This window comes from Promicromonospora alba, assembly GCF_042654905.1.
GTDB classification, from domain to species: domain Bacteria; phylum Actinomycetota; class Actinomycetes; order Actinomycetales; family Cellulomonadaceae; genus Promicromonospora; species Promicromonospora alba.
Window position 1 is genome coordinate 395,367 of the sequence record NZ_JBHSFI010000006.1, and the last position, 23,258, is coordinate 418,624.

Annotated in this window: 22 protein-coding genes and 1 riboswitch; of the genes, 13 read left to right on the forward strand and 9 right to left on the reverse strand. The window is 71.2% G+C overall.

Translation table 11 applies throughout. The features are described from left to right. Nucleotides 1-190: 190 nt before the first annotated feature. From ACFO6V_RS21425 to ACFO6V_RS21450, 6 genes are all read left to right on the forward strand, one after another. A complete protein-coding gene (locus ACFO6V_RS21425; protein ID WP_377139087.1) occupies nt 191-2,128 on the forward strand; it encodes a glycosyl hydrolase 53 family protein in 1,938 nt (645 codons plus the stop codon). Between the two features lie 34 nt (nt 2,129-2,162). Next, a complete protein-coding gene (locus ACFO6V_RS21430; RefSeq protein ID WP_377139090.1) occupies nt 2,163-4,241 on the forward strand; it encodes a beta-galactosidase in 2,079 nt (692 codons plus the stop codon). Between the two features lie 21 nt (nt 4,242-4,262). After that, nucleotides 4,263-5,492, forward strand: coding sequence for a galactokinase (gene galK, locus ACFO6V_RS21435; RefSeq protein WP_377139092.1), 1,230 nt, complete (start codon nt 4,263-4,265; stop codon nt 5,490-5,492). A 205-nt stretch (nt 5,493-5,697) separates the two neighbouring features. Continuing rightward, the gene (locus ACFO6V_RS21440; RefSeq protein WP_377139095.1) at nt 5,698-6,777 is read left to right on the forward strand and encodes a permuted SH3 domain-containing protein; all 1,080 of its coding nucleotides are present in this window, start codon (nt 5,698-5,700) and stop codon (nt 6,775-6,777) included. Next, on the forward strand, nt 6,774-7,577 hold the full coding sequence (locus ACFO6V_RS21445) for an ABC transporter ATP-binding protein (RefSeq protein WP_377139098.1): 804 nt from the start codon (nt 6,774-6,776) through the stop codon (nt 7,575-7,577). Before ACFO6V_RS21440 ends, ACFO6V_RS21445 begins: the two co-directional genes overlap by 4 nt. Beyond that, a complete protein-coding gene (locus tag ACFO6V_RS21450) occupies nt 7,574-8,752 on the forward strand; it encodes an ABC transporter permease (protein ID WP_377139101.1) in 1,179 nt (392 codons plus the stop codon). The genes ACFO6V_RS21445 and ACFO6V_RS21450 overlap by 4 nt, the downstream gene beginning before the upstream one ends. Before the next feature lie 118 nt (nt 8,753-8,870). On the opposite strand, the gene ACFO6V_RS21455 is transcribed toward ACFO6V_RS21450, so the two are convergent. The 5 genes from ACFO6V_RS21455 to glyA form a co-directional block, all read right to left on the reverse strand. Continuing rightward, a complete protein-coding gene (locus ACFO6V_RS21455; RefSeq protein ID WP_116673754.1) occupies nt 8,871-9,134 on the reverse strand; it encodes a GlsB/YeaQ/YmgE family stress response membrane protein in 264 nt (87 codons plus the stop codon). A 134-nt stretch (nt 9,135-9,268) separates the two neighbouring features. After that, complete coding sequence (locus ACFO6V_RS21460; RefSeq protein WP_377139104.1) at nt 9,269-10,093, reverse strand: exodeoxyribonuclease III; 825 nt, start codon at nt 10,091-10,093, stop codon at nt 9,269-9,271. 48 nt (nt 10,094-10,141) lie between these two features. Next, nucleotides 10,142-10,624: a VOC family protein gene (locus ACFO6V_RS21465; RefSeq protein ID WP_377139106.1), complete on the reverse strand. Its 483-nt coding sequence runs from the start codon at nt 10,622-10,624 to the stop codon at nt 10,142-10,144. Nucleotides 10,625-10,881: 257 nt separating this feature from the next. Then, entirely contained in the window at nt 10,882-11,766 is an 885-nt protein-coding gene (locus ACFO6V_RS21470) for a bifunctional methylenetetrahydrofolate dehydrogenase/methenyltetrahydrofolate cyclohydrolase (protein ID WP_377139109.1), read from the reverse strand. 80 nt (nt 11,767-11,846) lie between these two features. Next, the gene (gene glyA, locus ACFO6V_RS21475; RefSeq protein WP_377139112.1) at nt 11,847-13,127 is read right to left on the reverse strand and encodes a serine hydroxymethyltransferase; all 1,281 of its coding nucleotides are present in this window, start codon (nt 13,125-13,127) and stop codon (nt 11,847-11,849) included. A gap of 95 nt (nt 13,128-13,222) precedes the next feature. Next, a riboswitch (ZMP/ZTP riboswitch) is annotated at nt 13,223-13,309 on the reverse strand. Between the two features lie 144 nt (nt 13,310-13,453). Here glyA and ACFO6V_RS21480 point away from each other — a divergent pair. The 3 genes from ACFO6V_RS21480 (at nt 13,454) to ACFO6V_RS21490 (ending at nt 16,269) form a co-directional block, all read left to right on the forward strand. Beyond that, a complete protein-coding gene (locus ACFO6V_RS21480; protein ID WP_377139115.1) occupies nt 13,454-14,257 on the forward strand; it encodes a hypothetical protein in 804 nt (267 codons plus the stop codon). An 84-nt stretch (nt 14,258-14,341) separates the two neighbouring features. Continuing rightward, on the forward strand, nt 14,342-15,838 hold the full coding sequence (locus ACFO6V_RS21485; RefSeq protein ID WP_377139117.1) for an NAD(P)/FAD-dependent oxidoreductase: 1,497 nt from the start codon (nt 14,342-14,344) through the stop codon (nt 15,836-15,838). Nucleotides 15,839-15,876: 38 nt separating this feature from the next. After that, nucleotides 15,877-16,269: a PPOX class F420-dependent oxidoreductase gene (locus tag ACFO6V_RS21490; RefSeq protein ID WP_377139120.1), complete on the forward strand. Its 393-nt coding sequence runs from the start codon at nt 15,877-15,879 to the stop codon at nt 16,267-16,269. Nucleotides 16,270-16,271: 2 nt separating this feature from the next. On the opposite strand, the gene ACFO6V_RS21495 is transcribed toward ACFO6V_RS21490, so the two are convergent. Then, nucleotides 16,272-16,781 (reverse strand): GNAT family N-acetyltransferase, encoded by a 510-nt coding sequence (locus tag ACFO6V_RS21495; RefSeq protein ID WP_357507346.1) that lies wholly within the window; start codon nt 16,779-16,781, stop codon nt 16,272-16,274. 88 nt (nt 16,782-16,869) lie between these two features. Between ACFO6V_RS21495 and ACFO6V_RS21500 the strand changes: the two genes are divergently transcribed. The 4 genes from ACFO6V_RS21500 to ACFO6V_RS21515 are packed head-to-tail and all read left to right on the forward strand — an operon-like array spanning nt 16,870 to nt 19,864. Continuing rightward, nucleotides 16,870-17,505, forward strand: a complete 636-nt coding sequence (locus ACFO6V_RS21500; RefSeq protein WP_377139123.1) for a GNAT family N-acetyltransferase — start codon at nt 16,870-16,872, stop codon at nt 17,503-17,505. A gap of 9 nt (nt 17,506-17,514) precedes the next feature. Then, the gene (gene purU / locus ACFO6V_RS21505) at nt 17,515-18,375 is read left to right on the forward strand and encodes a formyltetrahydrofolate deformylase (protein ID WP_377139125.1); all 861 of its coding nucleotides are present in this window, start codon (nt 17,515-17,517) and stop codon (nt 18,373-18,375) included. Nucleotides 18,376-18,434: 59 nt separating this feature from the next. Further along, nucleotides 18,435-18,800, forward strand: a complete 366-nt coding sequence (locus tag ACFO6V_RS21510) for a MerR family transcriptional regulator (protein ID WP_377139128.1) — start codon at nt 18,435-18,437, stop codon at nt 18,798-18,800. Nucleotides 18,801-18,850: 50 nt separating this feature from the next. After that, nucleotides 18,851-19,864, forward strand: coding sequence for a zinc-binding dehydrogenase (locus ACFO6V_RS21515; RefSeq protein WP_377139131.1), 1,014 nt, complete (start codon nt 18,851-18,853; stop codon nt 19,862-19,864). Nucleotides 19,865-19,966: 102 nt separating this feature from the next. Here ACFO6V_RS21515 and ACFO6V_RS21520 read toward each other — a convergent pair whose 3' ends face one another. The 3 genes from ACFO6V_RS21520 to ACFO6V_RS21530 are packed head-to-tail and all read right to left on the reverse strand — an operon-like array spanning nt 19,967 to nt 23,079. Then, the gene (locus ACFO6V_RS21520; RefSeq protein WP_377139134.1) at nt 19,967-20,851 is read right to left on the reverse strand and encodes a carbohydrate ABC transporter permease; all 885 of its coding nucleotides are present in this window, start codon (nt 20,849-20,851) and stop codon (nt 19,967-19,969) included. Then, complete coding sequence (locus tag ACFO6V_RS21525; protein WP_377139136.1) at nt 20,851-21,726, reverse strand: carbohydrate ABC transporter permease; 876 nt, start codon at nt 21,724-21,726, stop codon at nt 20,851-20,853. Before ACFO6V_RS21525 ends, ACFO6V_RS21520 begins: the two co-directional genes overlap by 1 nt. Nucleotides 21,727-21,729: 3 nt before the next feature. After that, nucleotides 21,730-23,079: an extracellular solute-binding protein gene (locus tag ACFO6V_RS21530; RefSeq protein ID WP_377139139.1), complete on the reverse strand. Its 1,350-nt coding sequence runs from the start codon at nt 23,077-23,079 to the stop codon at nt 21,730-21,732. Nucleotides 23,080-23,258 lie beyond the last annotated feature (179 nt).

The following is a 23,258-nucleotide window of genomic DNA, read 5'->3' on the forward strand; positions in this document are numbered from 1 at the left end:
CCGGCGGGCGTAGCCAATTTCGGTAGGCCTCCGGGCGCCCTCTACAGTGGCCACGAGTAAATCGATGCAAGCCAACGGCCCCAACGAATCCCTCCGGCGCAGGGAAGCGTATTCCCCCGCACGCGCCGAGGATCTAACGTTGTCCCGACACCCCGGACGAACGCCCCCGACCCAGGACAAGGAAGTCCTCATGACGCACAGCACACACCGCAGGCGCGCCCTCGCGGGCGGCGCCGCACTCGTCGTCGCGCTGACGACGGCGGGCCTCGCGATCGGACCGTCGGCAGCAGGCTACGGCGAGGCGGTGATCGAGCCCGTCGAGACCGACCTCGCCGGCAAGGGCTGGGTCACAGCCCGCGCCACCAGCAACGATGCCGACGCCGGCAACGCGCTCGACGGCGACGACGGCACAGCCTGGCGCCCGGCCGCGTCGACGTCCGGCAGCCGCCACGGCAAGCGGGACCAGGCCCTCACCGTCGATCTCGGCGGCGCGTACGACGGGCTGCACAAGGTAGAGGTGGTGCTCGCGGACGCGGCGCCCGCCCGCTACGTCGTCGAGGCCTCGGCCGACGGCAAGCGCTGGACGACCCTAGCCGACCACCGGGACGGCCGCAGCGGCGCGGCCGGCACCACCGCACTGGTCGACAGGGACGGCACCCGGTACCTGCGCGTCCGGTTCACCGCCCCGCGGCCGGGCACGAACGGCGTCGCCGAGCTGCATGCCTACAACTACCTGCGCGACGACCTGAGGCTCGGCGCCGACCTCTCCTACGCCGACCAGGAGCGCGACCAGCCGTACTACCTCGACGCGGAGGCGGCCCTCGCCGGTGAGCCGGACCCGGGCCCGCACCTGCTCGACGTCGTCAAGGACCGCGGGATGGAGCACCTGCGCCTGCGCATCTGGAACGACCCCCGCGACGAGACCACCGGCGTCGAGACCGACCCTGCCTACCAGGGCCCGGAACGCTCGCTCACGGTGGCCGAGGAGATCACCGACCACGACATGAGCCTCGGCATCGACTTCCACTACGCGGACAGCTGGGCCGACCCGAGCAAGCAGCCCAAGCCGCGCGCCTGGGCCGAGCTGCCCTTCGACGAGCTGACCCAGGAGGTCCACGACTTCACCGCGGACTACCTGACCCAGCTCGTGGAGCAGGGCACCACCCCCGCCAAGGTCGCGGTGGGCAACGAGGTGATCAACGGCTTCATGTACGGCAGCGAGGCCGAGATCATCGGGACCACCGCGCCCGCCTACTTCGTCGAGGAGGCGGACGTCTACCAGTCGCAGCCGGGCGGCGGCCTGCTCTGGGACTACTGGCGCAGCGAGGACCCCGCCGAGCAGCAGCTCTACACCGAGCAGTGGGACCGGTTCGGGACGCTCATGGCGTCGGGCATCCGCGCGGTGCGCGAGGCGTCCCCGGAGTCGGAGGTCGAGATCCACGCGATAGTCGACGCGGGCCGCCTCGACAAGACCATGGAGTTCTGGACGCAGCTGCTCACCCGCCTGGAGGCCGCCGACGCCGCCCCCGACGTGCTCGCACTGTCCTACTACCCCGAGTGGCACGGCAGCCCCGAGGCGCTGGAGCACAACCTGCACACCATCGCCGACGCCTTCCCGCAGTACGCGCTCGACGTCGCCGAGACCGCCTACCCGGCCGAGAGCTGGCCGCCCGGCGACCCGGCGCCGCTGCCCAACTCCCCGTTCCCCGTGACCGTCCAGGGCCAGGCCGACGCCATCCAGCGCGTCTTCCAGGTCGCCAACGACGTGCCCGGCAACCGGGTGCAGGGCGTGCTCGTCTGGGAGCCGGCGAACTGGCAGCCCATGTTCACCTGGGTCGAGACCGGCCAGGGCTGGTTCCCCGAGGCCAACGCGTCGCTCGACGTCTTCCACGACAGCGACGTCACACATGTCCTGGAGGACACCGTGCACGTCGTCACCGCGGTGGGCGACGACGTCCGGCTGCCCCGCCGGGTCGACGTCCTGACCCCTGCCGACGGGGACGTCGACGGCGTCCGCGTCACCTGGCAGGACGTGCCCGACGACGCGACCGCCGAGCCGGGCACGGTCACCGTCGACGGCACCACCGACCACGGGCCGGTCACGGCGACGATTCACGTCCTGCCCTGACAGCTTCCGCTGACACACCCCAGAAAGGACCCTCATGCCTGAGACCCCGACCTTCGTCCCCGGACCGCAGTACGACGGGTGGCTGACCGACGTCGAGCACATCGGCTACGGCGGCGACTACAACCCGGAGCAGTGGCCCGAGGAGGTCTGGGCGGAGGACGTCCGGCTGATGAACGAGGCGGGTGTGAACCTCGTCAGCCTCGGCATCTTCAGCTGGGCCCTGCTGGAGCCGCGCGAGGGCGAGTTCGACTTCGCCTGGCTCGACCGCATCATCGGCCTGCTGCACGACGGCGGTGTGCGGGTGCTGCTCGCCACGCCGACGGCGGCCCCGCCCGCCTGGCTGTACGCCGCACACCCGGATGCCCGCGTGGTCGACCGGAACGGCACGCCGATGGGCCCGGGCGGGCGCGGCCTGATGGCGCCGACCGCCCCCGCGTACCGCGAGGCGGCCCTGCGCATCACCGTCGCGCTCGCCGAGCGGTACGGCACCCACCCCGCCGTCGTCGGGTGGCATGTGCACAACGAGTACGGCGCGCCGGTCGCCCTCGACTACTCGGTGCACGCCCAGCGCGCGTTCCGCGAGTGGCTGCGCGAGCGGTACGGGTCGCTCGACGCGCTCAACGCGGCCTGGGGAACCGCCTTCTGGGGTCAGCACTACGCGGACTGGGAGCACGTCCAGGTCCCGGCCGCGGCACCCGAGGCCGTGAACCCGGCCCAGCAGCTCGACTTCGCGCGGTTCTCCGACGCCGCCCTGCGCGCCTGCTTCATCGCGGAGCGGGACGCCGTCCGCGCGTACTCCTCCGCGCCCGTCACCACGAACTTCATGGCGGCGAGCTGTCCGTCCACCGACCTGTTCGCCTGGGGCAAGGAGGTCGACCTCGTCTCGAACGACCACTACCTGCGGGCCGCCGACCCGCGCGGGTACGTGGGGCTCGCGCTGGCCGCGGACCTGACCCGGTCCGTCGCGGGCGGCAAGCCGTGGCTCCTGCTGGAGCACTCGACGTCGGCGGTGAACTGGCAGCCGCGCAACGTCGCCAAGCGGCCCGGGGAGCTGGCCCGCAACTCGTTCGCGCACCTGGGGCGCGGCGCGGACGCGATCATGTTCTTCCAGTGGCGTGCATCCCGCTCGGGCGCGGAGAAGTTCCACTCGGCGATGCTGCCGCACGCCGGCACGGGGTCGCGGGTGTGGCGCGAGGTCACCGAGCTGGGCGCCAACCTCGGCCGGCTGACCGAGCTGCGCGGCTCCCGGGTCACGGCGGACGTGGCCCTGCTGTGGGACTACGAGTCCTTCTGGGCACAGGACCTGGAGTTCCGGCCGAGCGAGGGGGCGCGCCACCGCGAGCGCGTGGACGCCTACTACGACCGGCTGTGGCGGGACGGCCACACCGTCGACCTGGCCCGGCCGAGCCAGGACCTGTCGGGGTACAAGCTGGTCGTCGCCCCGGCGTCGTACCTGCTCACGGCCGAGGCCGCGGCGAACCTCACGGCGTACGTCGCGGCCGGCGGCACGCTGCTGGTCAGCTACTTCAGCGGCATCGTCGACGAGCACGACGCCGTGCACCCGGGCGGCTTCATGGCTCCGCTGCGCGATGCGCTCGGCGTGCAGGTCGAGGAGTTCCTCCCGCTGCGCGACGGCGAACCGCTCACCGTCACCTACCGGGCGGGGGCGGCGGGAGCCGGCGCCGCGACCACCGACACCACCGAGCTCACCGGCACGGTCTGGGCCGACGACCTCGTGCTCCACGGCGCCGAGCCGGTCGGCTCCTACGTCGACGGCCCCACGCCGGGCGGCGCGGCGATCACCCGCCACCGGCACGGTGCGGGGACCGGCTGGTACGTGTCGACGAACCTGGACGTCGAGGCCCTGGCCACGGTCATGACCGACGTGTACGCGAGCGCCGGCCTGGCGCCGTCGGGCACCGTGGAGGGACTGGAGGTGGTGCACCGGACCGGCGAGGACGCCACCTACACCGTGGCGATCAACCACACCGACGGCGAGGTGAAGCTGCCGCTCGGCGGGCCTGCGACCGATCTGCTCACCGGCGACGCCTTCGCGGGCTCCGCTGACGTCCCCGCGGGCGCGGTCCGTGTGCTGCGTACCACCACCCGCTGACGGCGAGCGACAATAGTTCCCATGACTGAACCGCAGTGGCTCGAGGCCTGGCCCGTCGAGGAAGGCGCGCGCCGGGTCGACGAGCTCTTCACCAGTTCGTTCGACGGCTCCCCCGAGGGCGTCTGGTCCGCCCCGGGCCGGGTCAACCTCATCGGTGAGCACACCGACTACAACGCCGGGCTCTGCCTGCCCACGGCGCTGCCGCACCGCACGTTCATCGCGCTGCGACCGCGTGAGGACGACCGGGTCCGCCTGGTATCGGCGCAGGCAGAGGGCGTATGGGAGGCGAACCTCTCCGACATCGCTCCCGGTGCCAGCGGCTGGGGCGCCTACGTCGCCGGCGTCGCCTGGGCCCTTGCCGAGGCCGGCCACAAGGTCGGCGGCTTCGACGCCGCGGTCGACTCGTGCGTGCCGTTCGGAGCCGGGCTGAGCTCGTCGGCGGCGCTGGAGGCCGCCGTCGCGGTGGCCCTCGACGCGGTGGCAGGCCTCGGCCTCGCCGCGTCCGACGCCGGGCGCACCGAGCTGGTCGACGCGACCCGCCGCGCGGAGAACGAGATCGCGGGCGCACCCACGGGTGGCCTCGACCAGTCGGCATCGCTGCGCTGCCGCGAGGGGTACGCGCTGCTGCTCGACTTCCGCCCGGGGCTCAGCGCCCTGGAGTCGGGCGTGCCGGTGCCGTTCGACCTGGACACGGCGGGGCTCACGCTCCTCGTGGTCGACACCAAGGCCGAGCACTCGCACGTGGACGGCGAGTACGGCGCCCGCCGCGCGGCGTGCGAGCAGGCCGCGAAGCTGCTCGGGCTGGACTCCCTCCGCGAGATCGCGCCGGCCCTCGGCGGCATGGGTATCGACCGGGCGCTGGCCGAGCTGGAGCCGCACGACGCCGAGGGCGTCCTGCGTCGCCGGGTGCGGCACGTCGTGTCGGAGATCGACCGCACCGCGCGGTTCGCGAACCTGGTGCGGGAGGGCCGCGCGGCCGACGTCGGCCCGTTCATGCTGGCCTCGCACGTCTCCCTGCGGGACGACTACGAGGTTTCCTGCCGCGAGCTCGACCTCGTCGTCGACACGGCGATGGCGACGGGCGCGCTCGGCGCGCGGATGACCGGCGGTGGTTTCGGCGGCAGCGCTATCGCGCTGGTCAACCGGGCCGACGTCGACACGGTCGCCCAGGCGGTGGCGGACGCCTTCGCCGACGCCGGCCTCACGGCCCCGGCGTTCCTGCTGGCGCCGCCCTCCGCGCCGGCGGCCTGACCGCCGCCTCCATCGGTCGGGCCCACTCCGCCGGCCGACCCCGCTCCGCTGGTCGAGCTTGCCGAGACCCCGTCCCGGCAAGCTCGACCGCAAGGCCCCGTCGCCCGCTACTTTCATCGCTTCTCGCCGGCAACCTGCGTTAATGTCCCCGGGCTATCAGTCCGCAGAGTTCGATCTCCGTCAAGCGCCGCCGCGAGGAGCCCCCATGGGTGCCGTCCGCCAGTACGTCTTCCCCACCGTCCGGATCATCATCTGGGCGGTGATCGCCGCAGCGCTCGTCGTGCTGGCCCTCAAGGGCGCGGAGCTCGACCCGCCGGACGCGCTCCAGCCCACCGGTGAGATCACCGATTCGGTGATCGCCGTCGAGAAGGGCTCCGTCACCAACGCGGTGACGGTCCCGGGCTCCGTGGTCACCGACCCGCCGGTCGAGATCAAGGCCACCGCCGACGGTGTCATCGCCGAGATCGAGGTCGACGACAAGAAGGTGGACAAGGACACGCGCGTCCTGTGGATCAAGAGCGAGGAGGTCGTCGAGCCCGTCGTCGAGGTCGACGAGGAGACCGGCGAGGAGACCATCACCGAGCAGGAGCCGAAGGTCACGTGGACCTCGATCCTCGCTCCCGTCACCGGCACCGTCGACATCAGCGTGCTCAAGGACCAGGCGGTCACGGTCGGCGAGACCATCGGCGCCGTCTCCCCCGGCACCCTCTCCGTCTCCGGCACGCTCACCGCCGACCAGCAGTACCGGCTCGTCGGGGCCACCGGCACGGCCGAGGTGACGCTCAAGGGCGGTCCCGCGCCGTTCACCTGCACCGGGCTCACGATCGGTGAGGCCGCCGGCGGCGGTGCCACGGGCGGCGAGGAGCTGGTCATGGAGGAGGGCGCCGAGTCAGCGACCGGCTCCGTCCGCTGTGCCATCCCGGCCAAGATCAAGGCGTTCTCCGGTCTCGGCGGCGAGATCGAGATCACCAACGGCAACGCGAAGGACGTGGTGGTGGTGCCGATCAGCGCGGTGCTCGGCACCTCGCAGAGCGGCAAGGTGTGGACGGTCGCCAAGGAGGGCGCCGAGCCCGAGGAACGCAAGGTGGCGCTGGGCCTCACCGACGGCCTGCAGGTCGAGATCACCAAGGGCCTGAAGGCCGGCGAGCAGATCCTCGAGTTCACGCCGATCGACGACGGTACGGAGGGCGGTGTCGACTGCGGCGACACGTCCGCGTACGACCAGGCGTCCATGGAAGGCGACATGGAGGCCATGCAGGCGTTCGAGGAGGAGTGCTTCGGATGACCGTCGTCCCCCTCGTCGACCTGCAGAGCGTTACCCGGCACGTCGAGCTGCCGAACGGCAGCACGCTCGAGATCCTGCGCGGCGTCGACCTGACGGTCGGCCCCGGTGAGCACGTGGCCATCGTCGGCCGCTCCGGCACCGGCAAGTCCACTCTGCTGAACATCCTCGGCCTGCTCGACTCCCCCACGTCCGGCGAGTACCTGCTGGAGGGCGAGCCCGTCGGCCGCCTGCGCAGCCGGGCCCTCGCCCGGCGCCGCGGCGACGACTTCGGCTTCGTGTTCCAGCAGTTCAACCTGCTCCAGGGCCGCACAGCCCTGGAGAACGTCGCGGCGCCCCTGCTGTACGCGCGCGGCAAGCAGTTCTGGAACCGGAACAAGCTCGCCGCGCAGTCGCTGGAGCGGGTCGGCCTGGGCGGACGGCTCGACACCCGGCCCGAGAAGCTCTCCGGCGGCGAGCAGCAGCGGGTGGCCATCGCCAGGGCGCTCGTCCGCGGGCCGCGCGTCATCCTCGCCGACGAGCCCACCGGCGCCCTCGACGTCGAGACCGGCCAGGCGATCATGACCCTCCTGGACGATGCCGCGAACGAGACCGGGTCCGCCCTCGTCACCATCACGCACGACCTGGCGATCGCGGCGCGCGCGGACCGCCAGTTCCGGCTGGCCGACGGCGTCCTGGTCCCCATCCACCTCGACGCCCCCGTGGCGGTGGCCGAGAACGCCACCATCGCCGAGGCTCCCTCCGCCGGCAACCGGGCTGCCAGGCCCGCGACCGCCGCCCAGACCGCCGGACTGACCGCATGACCGGCATCGTCGGGGCGATCATCGAGGCCTGGGACGAGCTACGGATCCATCGGGTGCGGGTGCTGCTCGCGCTGATCGGCGTCGCCTGCGCCGTCACCGCGATCACCGGCATCACGGCGGCGGTGACGATGGTCGGCCAGGCCATGCAGGAGCAGACCGAGCGCATGAGCGGCCGCGACACCACCCTGGAGGCGTGGTCCATGGGCGGCGGCACGATGTCAGCAGCCGAGGTGGACGCGGTGGTCGACGGCGTCGCCGACCGGCACCAGATCTCCTACTATTCCGTGCACGCCACCGCGGACCTGCAGGTCCGCGGGGCGGAGACCGGCAGCTACGTCGAGTGGTCCGCCGTCGATGTCGACAGCGGGACCATCACCCGCCAGGACATGGAGGACGGGCGGTGGTTCACCGACTCCGACAGCGAGCGGCTGGCCCCCGTCCTCGTCGTCAACCAGGCCTTCCTTGACGCGTTCGCCGACGGCGCCCCCGCCAGCGCGCTCCCGTCAGTGGTGATCGAGGGTGAGACGCCGGTCGCCGCCACCGTGATCGGCGAGGTGCCCGTGCTGTGGAACGACGAGGGGCCGCGGGCCGTGATGCTGTTCGACCAGGCGATCCGCTGGTTCCCGGACCGCGTCATGGCCGACACCTACCGGTTCTGGGTTCCGCCGGAGCTGGCCGACCAGTTCGCCGAGGTGCTGCCCCGAGACCTGGCGGCGGCGGGCGTGCCCTTCGACGTGCAGAAGCCGCCGGCCGAGGTCTTCGCGATCGACCGGGTGCTGCAGTACCTCGTGCTCGGCGTGGGCGGGTTCGCGCTGCTGCTGGGTGGCCTCGGGCTGCTCAATATCGCGCTGGTCACCGTGCGCTACCGGATCCGGGAGATCGGCATCCGCCGGTCGTTCGGCGCCACGAGCGGACGGGTGTTCTTCGGCGTCCTCATGGAGTCGGTGGTGGCGACCACCGTGGCCGGCGTCGTGGGTGTGGTGATCGCCGTGGCGATCATCAAGAACATCCCCATCGACCGCATCTTCGGCCGCCCGATCGACGACCTGCCGGGCTTCCCGTTCGACGCCGCTCTCGTGGGTATGGCCTGCGCCATCGGCATCGGAGCGCTGGCTGGCCTGATCCCGGCGATCTACGCGGTGCGCGTCAAGGTGATCGACGCGATCCGCTACTGACCCCACCGCTGGTCGGCCTGCGGCTGGTCGAGCTTGTCGAGACCCCGTCGCTGGTCGAGCGTGTCGAGACCCGGATCTCGGCACGCTCGACCAGCAGCAGGGGCGCAGGGTGGTCGGCTCAGCGCTTCCTGCCCGTGACCGCGCCCCAGATGACCAGCACGAGCAGCGATCCGATGAAGGCCCACAGCCAGGTGGTCAGGGAGAAGAAGGACTCGTTGGTCCGGGCGCCGAAGAGCTCTCCGCCGAGCCAGCCGCCCAGAAGAGCCCCGAGCACCCCGATGACCAGTGTGATGAGCCAGCCGCCCTTGGCCTTGCCGGGCAGGATGGCACGCGCGATGGCTCCCATGATCAAGCCGATGAGGATCCAGCCGATGATTCCCACAGCGTTGTCCCTTCGATCGTGCGGCCCGCGTCGCCGATGATGCGGTCCGTCGGTGGCCGGACCCTACCGGGCTGCGCACCGTGCTGGCCAGGCTTCGGCTCTAGAGATATTTCGTCTCTTGAGAGACGAGCAGCTCAGAGCTCGTAGGTGGCCACCAGCGGGGCGTGGTCGCTCCATCGCTCCGCGTAGGTGGGCGCACGGTCGACCTCGATCTTGCGGCACGCCCCCGCGAGCGCCTGGTTCGCGAGCTGGTAGTCGATGCGCCAGCCGGAGTCGTTGTCGAATGCCGCGCCGCGCCACGACCACCACGTGTACGGACCGGGGCCGTCGCCGGCGTGCACCCGTCCGAGGTCGGCCCAGCCGTGCTCGTCGAGCCAGCGGGTCACGTAGGCCCGCTCCTCCGGCAGGAAGCCCGCGCTCTTCAGGTTGCCCTTCCAGTTCTTGATGTCCGCGTTCTGGTGGGCGATGTTGAGGTCGCCCGCCACCACTGCCGGGGCCGGGGCCGTCGACAGCTCCGCCAGGCGGGCCGTTACCTTCTCCAGGTAGGCGTACTTGGCCACCATCGTGTGTTCCTGGCCCGGGTTCGTCGACCCGGAGTGCAGGTAGGCGGAGACGGCGGTGAACGTACCGCCGTCGGGCAGCTCGATGTCCGCCTCGATCCAGCGGCCGGTGTCGCCGCCGGCCTCGACCTCGCCGTCCGGCCCGTAGGCGGCCAGGCCCGTACGCACCTCGCCGAGCGGCAGCCGGGACGCGACCAGCACACCGGCGCGCCCCTTGACCTCGCACTCCGTGTGCGCGACGTGCCAGCCGTCCAGCAGCTCGCGGGCCACCTTGTCGGGGGCGCGCACCTCCTGCAGCAGCAGCACGTCCGGCGTTCGGGTGGTGATCCAGGAGTCCATGCCGCGGCGGACGGCGGCGCGGATCCCGTTGACATTGGCGGTAGCGACGATCAGAGGCACCCGGGAAGCGTAACGGGCGCCTCTGACATCGGCTGTGGTCCGGCTACGTCACGCCCCGTCGTGCGCCGCCTGCAGCGCGGCGACGTCGATCTTGCCCATCTGGAGCATCGCGTTCATCGTCGCGATCTCGCCCGGCGTCGAGTAGGTGCCCGACAGCTGCTCGAGCTCCTTGGGGATGACCTGCCACGAGACGCCGAACTTGTCCTTGCACCAGCCGCAGGCGCCGGGCTCGCCGCCGTCGGCCGTGAGGAGGTCCCAGTAGTGGTCCACCTCTTCCTGGCCCTCGACGGAGAGGTAGAACGAGAACGCCTCGTTCAGCGTGACGTGCGGACCGGCGTTCAGCCCGGTCACGGGCAGCCCGCCCACCGTGAACTCCACGACGAAGTCAGCGCCCTCCTCGGGGCCCGGCGCGTCCTTGGGCGCCTTGACGACGTTGTCCACCGACGATCCGGGAATGTGCTCGGCGTAGAACGCGGCCGCTTCGCCGGCGTCGTTGTTCGCGAACCAGAGATGCGCTCGAACGGTGACCATCGTGTCCTCCTGAGTCGGTGGGGACCGTCGTCGGCCCCGTCACCTACTCCGACCCGGCGGCTCGAGGAAACTCATCGGCCGGGTGTCCGGTACGGCCGAACGTAGCGCTGGTCGCTCCATTCGCCGGACGTAGTCTCGGTCGCCCAAGACCGGCTCGTACAGCGACCACTCCTACGCTCGACCACCCGGTTGCCTGCAACGGGAGACGCCGGGGGCACCCACTCGGGCACCCCCGGCGCCCTCGCCGAACGCGACGCTCAGCCGGCCAGCGTCCGCTCCGCCGAGTCCACCACGTTGGACAGGAGCATCGCGCGGGTCATCGGGCCGACGCCGCCCGGGTTGGGCGACACCCAGCCCGCGATCTCCGCGGCCTCGGGCGACACGTCGCCCACCACGCGAGACTTGCCCGTCTCCGGGTCGGTCTCGCGCGAGACGCCGACGTCGATCAGCACGGCGCCCGGCTTCACCATGTCGCCGGAGACGATGCCCTTGACGCCCGCGGCGGCCACGACGACGTCGGCCCGCCGGACCAGCGCGGCGAGGTCCTGCGTGCCGGTGTGCGTCAGGGTGACCGTGGCGTTCACGGCGCGCCGCGTGAGCAGCAGGCCGATCGGGCGACCGACAGTGACACCGCGGCCCAGCACCACTATCTCCTTGCCCGCGAGCTTGATGCCGTGCCGCTCGACGAGCTCGATGATGCCGCGCGGGGTGCACGGCAACGAGGAGGTGACCTCCTCGTTGACCCGCAGCACCAGGCGCCCCAGGTTGGTGGGGTGCAGGCCGTCGGCGTCCTTGTCGGGGTCGACGAGCTCGAGCACGCGGTTGGTGTCGATGCCCTTCGGCAGCGGCAGCTGCACGATGTACCCGGTGCAGGCCGGGTCCTCGTTCAGCCGACGTACCGCGGCCTCGATGTCCTCCTGCGTGGCGTCGCCCGGGAGATCCTCCCGGATCGACGCGATACCGACCTCGGCGCAGTCGCGGTGCTTGCCCGCGACGTACCACTGCGAGCCGGGGTCGTCGCCGACCAGCAGCGTGCCGAGACCCGGCACGACGCCGCGCTCACGCAGCGCGGTGACCCGCTCCTTCAGCTCGCCCTTGATGGCCGAGGCGACACTCTTCCCGTCCAGGATCTGAGCGCTCATGCATACCTCCCTCGGTGAGTGCTGGGTATTTGCCCTCTGAAACCGTTCAGACGGGCAAATACCCAGCACTCAGCGGATTGTCAGAGACCCGGGTAGAGCGGGAACTCGGCGGTCAGCTTCGCGACCCGCGCCGAGAGGGCGGTTACGTCCGTTGCCGCGCCCTGCTTGAGGGCCGTCGCGATGATGTCGGCGACCTCCGTGAACTCGGCGTCGCCGAACCCGCGCGTGGCGAGCGCCGGCGTGCCGATCCGCAGGCCCGAGGTGACGCGCGGAGGCCGCGGGTCGAACGGGACGGCGTTGCGGTTCACGGTGATCCCGGCGTCGTGCAGGAGGTCCTCCGCCTGCTGACCGTCGAGCTGGGAGTTGCGCAGGTCGACGAGCACCAGGTGCACGTCGGTGCCGCCGGTCAGCACGGAGGCACCGGCCGCCGCGACGTCGGGCTGGGAGAGGCGCTCGGCGATGATCGAGGCACCCCGCAGCGTGCGCTCCTGGCGGTCCTTGAACGACTCGGTCGCCGCGACCTTGAACGAGACCGCCTTGGCGGCGATCACGTGCATGAGCGGGCCGCCCTGCTGGCCCGGGAACACCGCGGAGTCGATCTTCTTGGCGTACTCACCCTTGGAGAGGATGAAGCCGGAGCGCGGCCCGCCGATCGTCTTGTGCACCGTCGAGGAGACGACGTCGGCGTGCGGGACGGGCGACGGGTGCAGGTCCGCCGCGACCAGCCCGGCGAAGTGCGCCATGTCTACCCACAGCTTGGCACCCACCTCGTCGGCGATCTCACGGAACGCCGCGAAGTCGAGGTGCCGCGGGTAGGCGGACCAGCCGGCGATGATGACGTCCGGCCGGTGCTCGAGGGCCTTCTTGCGGACCTCGTCCATCTCGATGCGGTAGGACTCCGGGTCCACGCCGTAGGCGCCGACGTCGTACAGCTTGCCGCTGAAGTTGATCTTCATGCCGTGCGTGAGGTGGCCGCCGTGGGCCAGCTCGAGGCCGAGGATCTTGTCGCCGGCGTTGATCAGGGCGTGCAGCACTGCCGCGTTGGCCTGGGCGCCGGAGTGGGGCTGGACGTTGGCGTGCTCGGCGCCGAACAGGTCCTTGGCGCGGGCGATCGCGAGGTTCTCCGCGATGTCCACCTGCTCGCAGCCGCCGTAGTAACGGCGGCCCGGGTAGCCCTCGGCGTACTTGTTCGTCAGGACCGAACCCTGGGCCTCCAGGACCGCGCGCGGAACGAAGTTCTCGGACGCGATCATCTCGAGAGTGTCGCGCTGGCGGGCCAGCTCTCCGTCCAGGACGGCGGCGATCTCGGGGTCGAGCTCAGCGAGCGGGGTGGAGAGCGGGTCGGGAGTCGATGCGCTCATAGCTCCTCGATTCATGCGGGACGGGGATTGTCGGACGGCGGTGGAAAGCACACGCGCCGCGACACGACTGCCCGGGCGCACACCTTCACGAGGTGACCCGGGGCCCAGGCGAACGACCCCTCGTCGGCATGACTCGTCGCTCCCCGGTGGTGATCCACCTGACGCCAGTCGCGACCCGAAGATCGTAGCAGCGGCGGGTACGAACCCGTGCTCGACGACCGCCCGGTGATCCCGCCTTCGACCCTACGTGGCGAAAAGCCCGGTATTGCAACGAAAGTATCTGAGACCCTTTCGCGATTCAGCCGGACGTGGCTATCGTGCGGCCCATGCCCTACCCCGTGTCACCGGACGCCGGAGTTCCGGAACACCAGCCGGACCAGCGCCGCCAGAACAGCCCGTGGACCGGCGGTCAGCCGCCGTCCGGCCCGTTCGCGGCGAGCCGGCCCCCGTCGGGCCAGTTCGCTACGCGCCCCGCCCCGGGTCAGGAGCCGGAGCCCGGCTGGCCGGGCACGGGCCCCGTGCGGACCGCTGACGGTGGCAGCGGCGGTCGTCGCAGGAAGAGCGGCAGGCGGGACTGGATCTGGTCGGTCGTCGCGTTCCTCGTCGCCGCGGCCGTCATCGGCGCTGTCGGCTTCTACTTCTTCGGCCCCGACTCCACCGAGGAGCCCACCGCGGCCTGGGCGATCGACTCGTGTGCCGGACCCGACCCGGCAGCGGAGAACACCGAGGGCGAGACCGCCGGCTACCGTCCGCTGACGTGCGACGACCCGGGCGCGACCGTCACGGTCCTCGACATCCAGGACGCCGTGTCGGTGGGCCAGCTGCACTGCCCGGAGGGCACGGACGTCGTCTTCCAGAAGGACGGCCACGCCGGCGGGGAGACCCAGGCGGTCTGTGCCCGCAACCTGTCCGACGACCACCCGGGTGATCCAGGGATGGGTGGCGGGCAGCTCATGACCGGCGACTGCGTGGACGACGAGGGCGCCGAGGTGGCGTGCTCGTCCGACGGCGCGCTTCCGGTCACCGGCCTGATGGTCGGGGGCGCCGAGTGCCCCGAGGGGACCAAGGACGAGCTCCGGCTCGGTTTCGACGCGCAGCGCAGCTACGAGACGATCTGCCTCGGCGCCTGACCTGAGCTGCACCTGACCTGCGCCGTCATCTGACGCTCATCCCGGCGAAACCGGTAGTCACCGGACATTGGCTAGATTCGCCGTATGGCACGTCTGCAGCAGACCGTCTTCGAGCGCAACGTCCCGGCTCGCGCCGTCGTCGACCACGCACTGGGCGGGACGCACCACGCCGTGTTCTGGCTGGAGGACCTGGGTGAGCGCGCGAGCTACCCGACGCTGTCGGCGCCGGTCCGGGCCGACATCGCCGTGGTCGGTGGCGGGTACACCGGCCTGTGGTCCGCGCTCCGCGCGAAGCAGCGTCACCCCGGGGCGCGCGTCGTGCTGGTCGAGGCCCGCTCGGTCGGGTGGGCGGCGTCGGGCCGCAACGGTGGGTTCTGCGGCGCGAACCTCACGCACGGCCGCGACAGCGGCCGCCCGCCGGACGCCCCGGACCGCCGTGACGAACCCGGCGAGCACGCCCTCCTGACCCGGCTCGGCCACGAGAACCTCGCGGCCATCGGTGCGACGGTGGACACCCTGGGCCTGGACTGCCAGTGGGAACGCACCGGCATCGTGGACCTCGCGATCGAGCCGCACCAGATCGACTGGCTGCTCGACGCCGCAGCGCGTGCCGCCCGCACCGGAGCCCCGCACACGTTCCTCGACCGGGCGAAGATGCGCGCCGAGGTGGCGAGCCCTACCTATGAGGCCGGCCTGGTCCGGCCGGACGACGCCGCGCTGGTGCACCCCGCACGGCTGGCCGCGGAGCTGGCGCGGGCCGCGAGCGAGGTCGGCGTGGAGATCTTCGAGGAGACCCGGGTGACCGGCCTCGTCCCGCCGCGTCGTGGCGCGCACGACATCGTGCTGCGCACGCTCGCACCCGGGGGCGAGGCGAGCGTGCAGGCGGACCGCGTTCTGCTCGGGACCAGTGCGTTCCCGTCGCTGCTGCGGCGCTACCGCCACCACACGGTGCCCGTCTACGCGTCGGCGATCGCCACGGAGCCGCTGTCCGCCGACCTGCTGGGCGCCATCGGCTGGCGCGGCAGGCAGGGCCTCGCCGACCTGGCGAACCGCTCCCACCGCTACCGGCTCACGGCGGACGACCGGATAGTGTTCGGCGGCCACGACGCCGTCTACCACTACGGCGGGCGTATGAGCAGGACGTACGAGGATCGGCCCGCGACGTTCCGGCGGCTCGCCGAGCACCTCCTGACCACGTTTCCGCAGCTCGAGGGCATCCGGCTCACGCACAGGTGGTCGGGCACCGTCGACACGGCCACCCGGCCTGGCGCGTACTTCGCGCAGGCCGCGGGCGGTCGCGTTCAGCACACCGGAGGGCTGGCGGGGCTCGGCGTCGGCGCCGGCCACTTCGCGGCTCAGGTGATGCTCGACCGGCTCGACGTCATGGACGGCGCGCCCGACACCGAACGCACGAGGCTCCGGACGGTGCGCCGGACGCCCGTGCCGTTCCCGCCCGAGCCGGTGGCGGCCGCCGGGATCCGGGCCGCGCGGCTGGCCCTGGACCGGGCGGACCACCAGAACGGACGCCGCAACCTGCTGCTCCGCTCGCTCGACACGCTTGGCCTGGGGCTCGATACCTGATTGGCTGCTCGGACCGTCCGACGTCGAAGGAGCACACAGTGGCCACGCCCCCGGTCCCCGAGAACATCGCGAAGATCCTCGCCCAGCCGAACCCCGCCGTCATGGCGACCGTCCGGCCCGACGGCGCGCCCGTCTCCGTGGCCACCTGGTACCTGTACGAGGACGGCAGGGTGCTGCTCAACCTCGACGCCACCCGCAAGCGCCTGGAGCACCTGCGCGCGGACCCGCGCGTCTCCCTCACGGTGCTCGACGGCGACACCTGGTACCGGCACATCAGCATCCAGGGCCGCGTGACGATCACGCCCGACGAGAGCCTCGCCGGCATCGACCGGCTCGCGACCCACTACACGGGCAGCCCCTACCCGAACCGCGAGAACCCGCGGGTCGACGCGTGGCTGGAGATCGAGTCCTACCACGCCTGGGGTTACTGACCTCAGCTGTCCTGGGGCACGCTCTGCGCGCCCGCGGCACCGAGCACGCGCCGCAGGTAGGTGTACGTCAGGTCGCCCGCGGCCTTGTCGTACTGCTCCTCGTAACCGTGCTTCGTGTACATCGCGAGGTTCTGCTTCGAGTCCTTGCCGGTGAAGACCCAGATCTCCTTGGTCTGCTCCGGCAGGTACGGGAGCACGGCGAAGAGCATCTCGGTGCCGATGCCGCGGGCCTGCTTGTCCGGCGCGACGGCGAGCCGGCCGAGCGTCGCCTTCTCGCCCTCGATCTCGACGCGTACCGAGCCGATCATCCGGTGGCCCTCCCACGCGCCGATGGTCACCACGTCGTCGCGGGCCAGGTCGTCCCGCAGCTCGGCGAGCGTCTGGGTCAGGGGCGGGATGTGCGGGTCGTCGTACAGCTGGGCCTCGGTCACGAACGCGGCGCGCCGCAACGTGAGGAGCTCGCCCGCGTGGTCGTCCTCGACCAGCGCGATCGTCGTGGTGGAGTTGCTCATGGGTCCATGGTGGCAGAGTTGGCGTGCCCGGGTCGACGGTGTTCGCGGTGCAGACGGTCGTGTCAGTGGCTCCGCATAGATTCAGGGCATGGGGAACTCAGGAGCCCAACGGACGGCGGAGGCCGGCGAGCGTATCGACGTGCGCCCAGCCGTCGGTCGGTTCGACGACTTCTTCGAGGTGGTCGGGGTCAAGAAGCCGGGCGGCGGGGGCTGCTGGTGCATGAGCTACCGGGACAGCCGGGTCAGCAACGAGGAGCGCCCCGGCTACATGCGGGACCTCTGCGAGACCGAGCCGGGCCCCGGTGTGCTGGTCTACGTGGACGACGTCGTGGCGGGCTGGTGCTCGATAGCGCCCCGCTCCACGTACCGCCGGCTCATGAACAGCCGCACCATCCCGTTCGTCGACGACCGTGACGCCTGGGTGGCGGTGTGCTTCGTGGTCCGAGCGGGGTACCGCAAGCGCGGACTGATGCACCACCTCCTCGCCGGGGCCGTGGAGCACGCCCGGGCACATGGTGCCGAGGTGGTCGAGGGCTACCCGGCCGACGTCGGCCCGGACCGGGTCGACGTGATCAGCGGCTACGTCGGGACCGTGCGGATGTTCGAGGAGGCGGGCTTCGAGCGCGCGGCCGAGACGAGCGGCGTCAGCGGAGGCCGACGGCGCTGGGTGATGCGCAAGGAGCTCGTCGTGGACGGCGGAGCCGCCCCGGCCGCGGCGGGTTAGCCTGACCGCGTGAACGACGCGACCGCAGCCACCCACTGGATCCTCACCCTGTCCTGCCCGGACCAGCCGGGAATCGTGCACGCGGTGGCGGGAATGCTCGCCGAGCATGGTGGCAACATCACCGAGTCGCAGCAGTTCGGCGACCCGACGTCGGGCCTGTTCTTCATGCGCGTGCAGGTCGAGTCGACGGCGTCCCGCGACGAGCTCACCACGGCGATGACGCAGGTGGCGGGCCGGTTCGACATGACGTGGACGCTCGACGTCGTCGGCCGGCGGATCCGCACGCTGATCATGGTGTCCAAGGCTGCGCACTGCCTCGTCGACCTCCTGTACCGCGAGCGCTCGCAGCGCATGCCGATCGACGTCGTCGGCGTGGTGGGCAACCACCGCGACCTGGAGGACATCGCCACGTTCTACGGCAAGCCGTTCCACCACGTCCCGGTCACGAAGGACACCAAGCCCGAGGCCGAGGCGACGCTGCGCGGCCTGGTCAAGGAGCTGGACGTCGAGGTGGTCGTGCTGGCCCGGTACATGCAGATCCTGTCGGACGAGCTGTGCCGCGACCTGAGCGGGCAGATCATCAACATCCACCACTCGTTCCTGCCGTCGTTCAAGGGTGCCGGGCCGTACCGGCAGGCGCACGACCGCGGCGTCAAGATCATCGGCGCCACGTCCCACTACGTGACCGGCGACCTCGACGAGGGCCCGATCATCGAGCAGGACGTCGAGCGCGTGGACCACTCCCGCACGGTCGAGGACCTGGTCGGCATCGGTGAGGACGTCGAGCGGCGCACGCTCGCCCGCGCCGTCCGCTGGCACGCGGAGCGCCGGGTGCTGATGGACGGGCGCCGCACGGTCGTCTTCCGCTGACGACGCCGGAACGTCGCTCCGGCGGAAGATCGAGTCGCCGGTCGACGTTGCGCACGAGTGTGAAGATCGGCGAAGCCGCCAGGGCCAGCGGCGCGAGTGCGCGGTCGTTGCGGTTCTACGAGGACGAGGGCCTGATCGTCCCCGGCCGGTGCAGCAACGGCTACCGGGACTACTGCCGGACGACGGTCGACCGGGTGATCGCCGTCCGGTCGTTGCTGGAGTCCGGGCTGCCCGTGCGGATGATCCGGGAGCTGCTGCCCGAGCGGGCCGACGGTCGCGAGGCCGCCGCCGACCAGCTGCGTTCCGACTTCCTGGACGAGGTGCAGGCCTACCGCGACCGGCTCGCTGCGCGGATCACGGTCCTCGATACCCAGAAGTCCGCCCTGGACGCCTTCCTGGACGAGGCCGGCCGCGCCCGTCGATGACCGCGGAGGGCTTGACGTTGACGCAAGTGTGAGGGTTCTACGTTCCCCGCATGGACGCGATCAACCAGTACGAGAACTCAGCGGACACGATGCGAGCGCTGGTCCAGCGGTCCCACCAGGGTCCGGGCGACCTGGTCCTTGCCCGCCGTCGCCGCCCGACGCCTGGGCCCGGCGACTATCTCGTCCGGGTCGGCGCTGCCGGGGTCAACTTCGCCGACGTCATGCAGTCCCGGGGAACCTACGGGGGCGGGCCGACACCGCCGTATGTGGCGGGCTTCGAGGCCGCCGGCGAGATCGTCGGCGTCGGCCCGGAGGTCGCGGAGCCGTTCCCCGTCGGCACCCGCGTCGTCGGGACCGGACCGGGTGCGTTCGCCGAGTACATGGCGATGCCGCACCAGGGCGTGCTGCCCGTGCCGTCGGGCTGGAGCGACGCCGCCGCGCTCGGCATGGTCCTGAACTGGGCGACCGCGTTGGCGGCCCTGCGGCCGCTCGGCGAGATCAAGGCCGGCGAGACGGTGCTCGTGCACGCCGCGGCCGGCGGTGTCGGGCAGGCTGCCGTCCGCCTCGCCCGGCACTACGGCGCGCGCGTCGTCGCGACGGCGTCGCCCGCCAAGCACGACGCCGTCAGGGCGCTCGGCGCCGACGAGGTGCTCGACAGCACGCAGCCCGATCTGGGCGCAGCACTCGGCCGCCTCACAGACGGCGTCGACCTGGTCCTCGAATCGGTCGGGCGGGACACGTTCGAGTCCAGCCTGGCGGTCACCAAGCGGTTCACCGGACGGGTCGTGGTGTTCGGCGACGCCTCCGGGAGCGCCACCCTGACGACGCACGACCTCGTCTTCAGGCACCCGGTACAGGTCAGGGGCCTGCACATCGGCGCGCTGGCCTCTGCCGCCCCGGCCCTGTACCGGCCGCTCGTGGCCGAGCTCGGGACGCTCATCGACGACGGCGTCTACCCGCCGGGCACACCCCGGATCAGCCCGCTGGCGGAGGGCCCTGCCGTGCTCGGAAAGCTGGAGACGCGGGCGAGCCATGGCAAGCACGCGCTGGATCCGCGGCGGTAGAGGGCGCGCCAATGACGCGCACGCCCCAGCCCAGCGATCAGGCCCGAACTCGCGCCGAGTGCGGGCCTCATCGCTGGGCTGCGCGAGCGCAGGACCGCGGCGTCAGCCCTTGACCGCACCCGCCAGGGCGAACGCTGAGCCCGAGATGCGGGTGACCAGGACGTACAGGCCGAGAACCGGCGCCGCGTAGAGCAGCGAGTACGCTGCGAGCTGGCCGTACGCGACCGACCCGTACTGCCCGAAGAACGCGAAGATGCTCACGGCCGCCGGCTGCTTCTCCGGGGAGAGCAGGAGCACGAACGGGACGAAGAAGTTCCCCCACGCCTGCACGAACACGAAGATGAACACCACCGCGATGCCCGGCCGCATGAGCGGGAGCACCACGCGCCACAGCGCCTGCATCGCCGAGGCGCCCTCGGTCCAGGCCGCCTCCTCGAGCGAGATCGGCACGGAGTCCATGAAGTTCTTCGTCATCCAGATCGCCATGGGCAGCGAGGTCGCCGCCATGAAGAAGATGGTTCCCGGCAGCGAGTCCAGCAGGTTGAGCTGCACGAACAGCGCGTACACCGGGACCATGATCGCCGTGATCGGCAGGCACGTCCCGAACAGCACCGAGTACAGGAAGTACTTGCCGAACCGCATGCGGTAGCGCGACAGCGGGTAGGCCGCGAGCACCGCCACGACCACCGTGATTGCCCCGGACCCCGCCGACAGCACGAACGCGTTCCACAGCGGCAGCCACGTCAGCTCCGGCGTCAGGATCGCGGAGAAGTTGGCGGTCGTCACGGCGTCGGGCAGGCCGAAGGAGAGCGTCGCCTCGGCGTCGAACGACGCGACGAGCACCCAGGCCATCGGGAGCACGAACAGCAGGGCGATCACGAGCAGCACCAGGTTCGCCGCCACCCTGGTCGCCTTGACGCGTGGTCCCGCCAGCCGGCCGACGCCGCCCCTGGCCGGTGCGGCGGGTCTCGTCATCGTGTCCGTCATCAGTCCACCTCCGGTCGGAGCGCGCGGATGTAGATCACGGAGAAGACCGCGCCCACGATGATCATCACCGTCGCGATGGCCGTGCCGTAGCCGACCTGCGCGAACTTGAACGCCTCCTGGTACGCCAGGATCGGCAGCGTCGAGCTGTCGGTGCCCGGACCACCGCCGGTCATCACGTAGATCAGCGTGAAGACGGAGAGGGTCTGCAGCGTCGTGAGCATGAGGTTGGTCGAGATGCTGCGCCGGATGACGGGCAGGGTCACCCACGCCAGCCGCTGCAGCCCGTTCGCGCCGTCGAGCTGCGCGGCCTCGGTGAGCTCCGGCGGCACCTCGGCGAGCGCCGCCGAGTAGACCATCATCGAGAAGGCGGTGCCGCGCCAGATGTTGGCGAGGATCACCGCGAGCATCGGCGTGGAGTAGAGCCAGTCCGGCCCGGTGATCCCGATCTCGCCGAGCATGGCGTTGAGCGTGCCCTCGGAGTGGAAGAACGCGTACGCGGCGAACGCGGCGACGATCTCGGGCAGCACCCAGGCGGCAACTACCACCGTCGAGGCGATGGACCGCACGGGCTTGACCGCCGAGCGCAGCAGCCCGGCGAGCATGATGCCCATGACGTTCTGCCCCACGACCGCGGAGAGGAACACGAACACGACGGTCAGCCACAGCGACTTCGGGAAGTCCGGGTCGCCGAACAGGGCGGTGTAGTTGTCGAGCCCTATCCACTCCGGGTTGAGAGCGGCAGGTCCGGTGAGCGCGGCATCCGTGAACGAGCCGTAGAACGACCACACCACCGGGCCGAGCATGAAGAGCACAAGAAGGACGACGGCGGGCGCGAGTGGGATCACCCGCGCCGCGCCGCGAGACGTGACGGCCACAGGTCAGCCCTGGGTCGTGTTCTCTTCGCCGACGATGCCGGTGACGGCCTCGTCGTAGACCGCAGCGGCCTCCTCGGGCGTCTGCTGTCCGGTCATCACGGACTCCATCGCGACCATGATCTCGTTGGAGACCTTCGGGTAGTCCGAGGTGGCGGGCCGGAAGTGGGTGACGTCGACGAGGCCGGTGAAGAACTCGGTGGTCGGGTTGGTCTTGGTGTACTCGGGGTCCTCGGCGACGTCGGTCCGTACGGCGATCTGGCTGTTCGCGACGTCGAACCAGAGCGAGTTCTCGCGGTTCAGGGCCATCGAGATGAACTCGAACGCCGCGTCCGGGTTCTTGGAGCCGGCCCCCATGGCGAGGGTCCAGCCGCCGGACATGCTCACGGCACCCGGCGCGGCGCCGTCCTGGGTCGGCATGGGCGCAGCGCCCATCTTCTCGGACCACTCGGGCCACGGCGCGACGCCGGACTCGAGCCAGTTGCCGGCCACCCAGGAGCCGTCGAGCGCGATGCCGACCTTGCCCTCGGGCAGCCACTCGGCCTGCACCGTGTTGCCGATGTTGGTGTCGAGCGCCTGCTGCGGCGTGGGCGCGAGGCCCTCGGTGAACACAGTCTGGACGAAGTCGAGGGCGTCGACGAAGCCCTGCGAGCCGAGCACCCACTTGCCGTCCTCGTAGAGGGTGTCGCCCGTGCCGTACAGGAGCATCTCGAAGCCCTGCATGACCGCCGCCTCGCCCTGCGGCTTGCCGGAGTACATGTTGAACGGCACGACGTCGGGGTCGGACTCCTTGATGGCCCTGGCCGCCTCGAGCAGCTCGTCCCAGGACTTCGGCGCCCAGTCCTCCGGCAGGCCCGCCTTCGCGAGCACGTCCTTGTTGAACCACAGACCGCGGGTGTCGGTACCCATGGAGACGCCGTAGGTCTTGCCGTCGTCGCCCGCGCCGGCTTCCTTGGCGCTGTCGACGAACTGGTCCCACTCGTCCCACTCGGCGAGATAGTCGTCCAGCGGCTGGAGGTATCCGGCCTCGACGTCGGACTTGATCATGTACGTGTCCTCGTACATGACGTCGGGCGCGGTGCTGGGCGACCGGTTCATGAGCGCGAGCTTCGTGAAGTAGTCGTTCTGCTGTGCCTCGATGGGCACGAGCTCGACGGTGACGTCCGGGTTAGCCTTCTCGAAGTCGGCCTTGACGTCCTTGAACAGCTCGTCCGCCTGCGTGAAGTTGCCGAACTTCTGGTAGGCGACCTTGATCGTGCCGTCGTCGGAGCTGCCTCCGCCCGAGCCGCAGGCACCGAGCGAGAGGGCGAGTGCCACTGCCGTGACGGGTGCGATGAAGAATCGTGCCGTGCGCATGAAGCTCCCTTGCGTCGTGCGAAGTCCGGCAGCACTGCCGGACCAACTCAGGCACACGATTCACCCCCGACGGGTCAGAGTCAAGGGTTGATTGTCAGCGCTGTCAGCCAGAGGCCCCTACGGCGTCAGCGATATGGCCGGTGTCCACACCAATGACTGCAGACCTGGTCGCGGCGAGA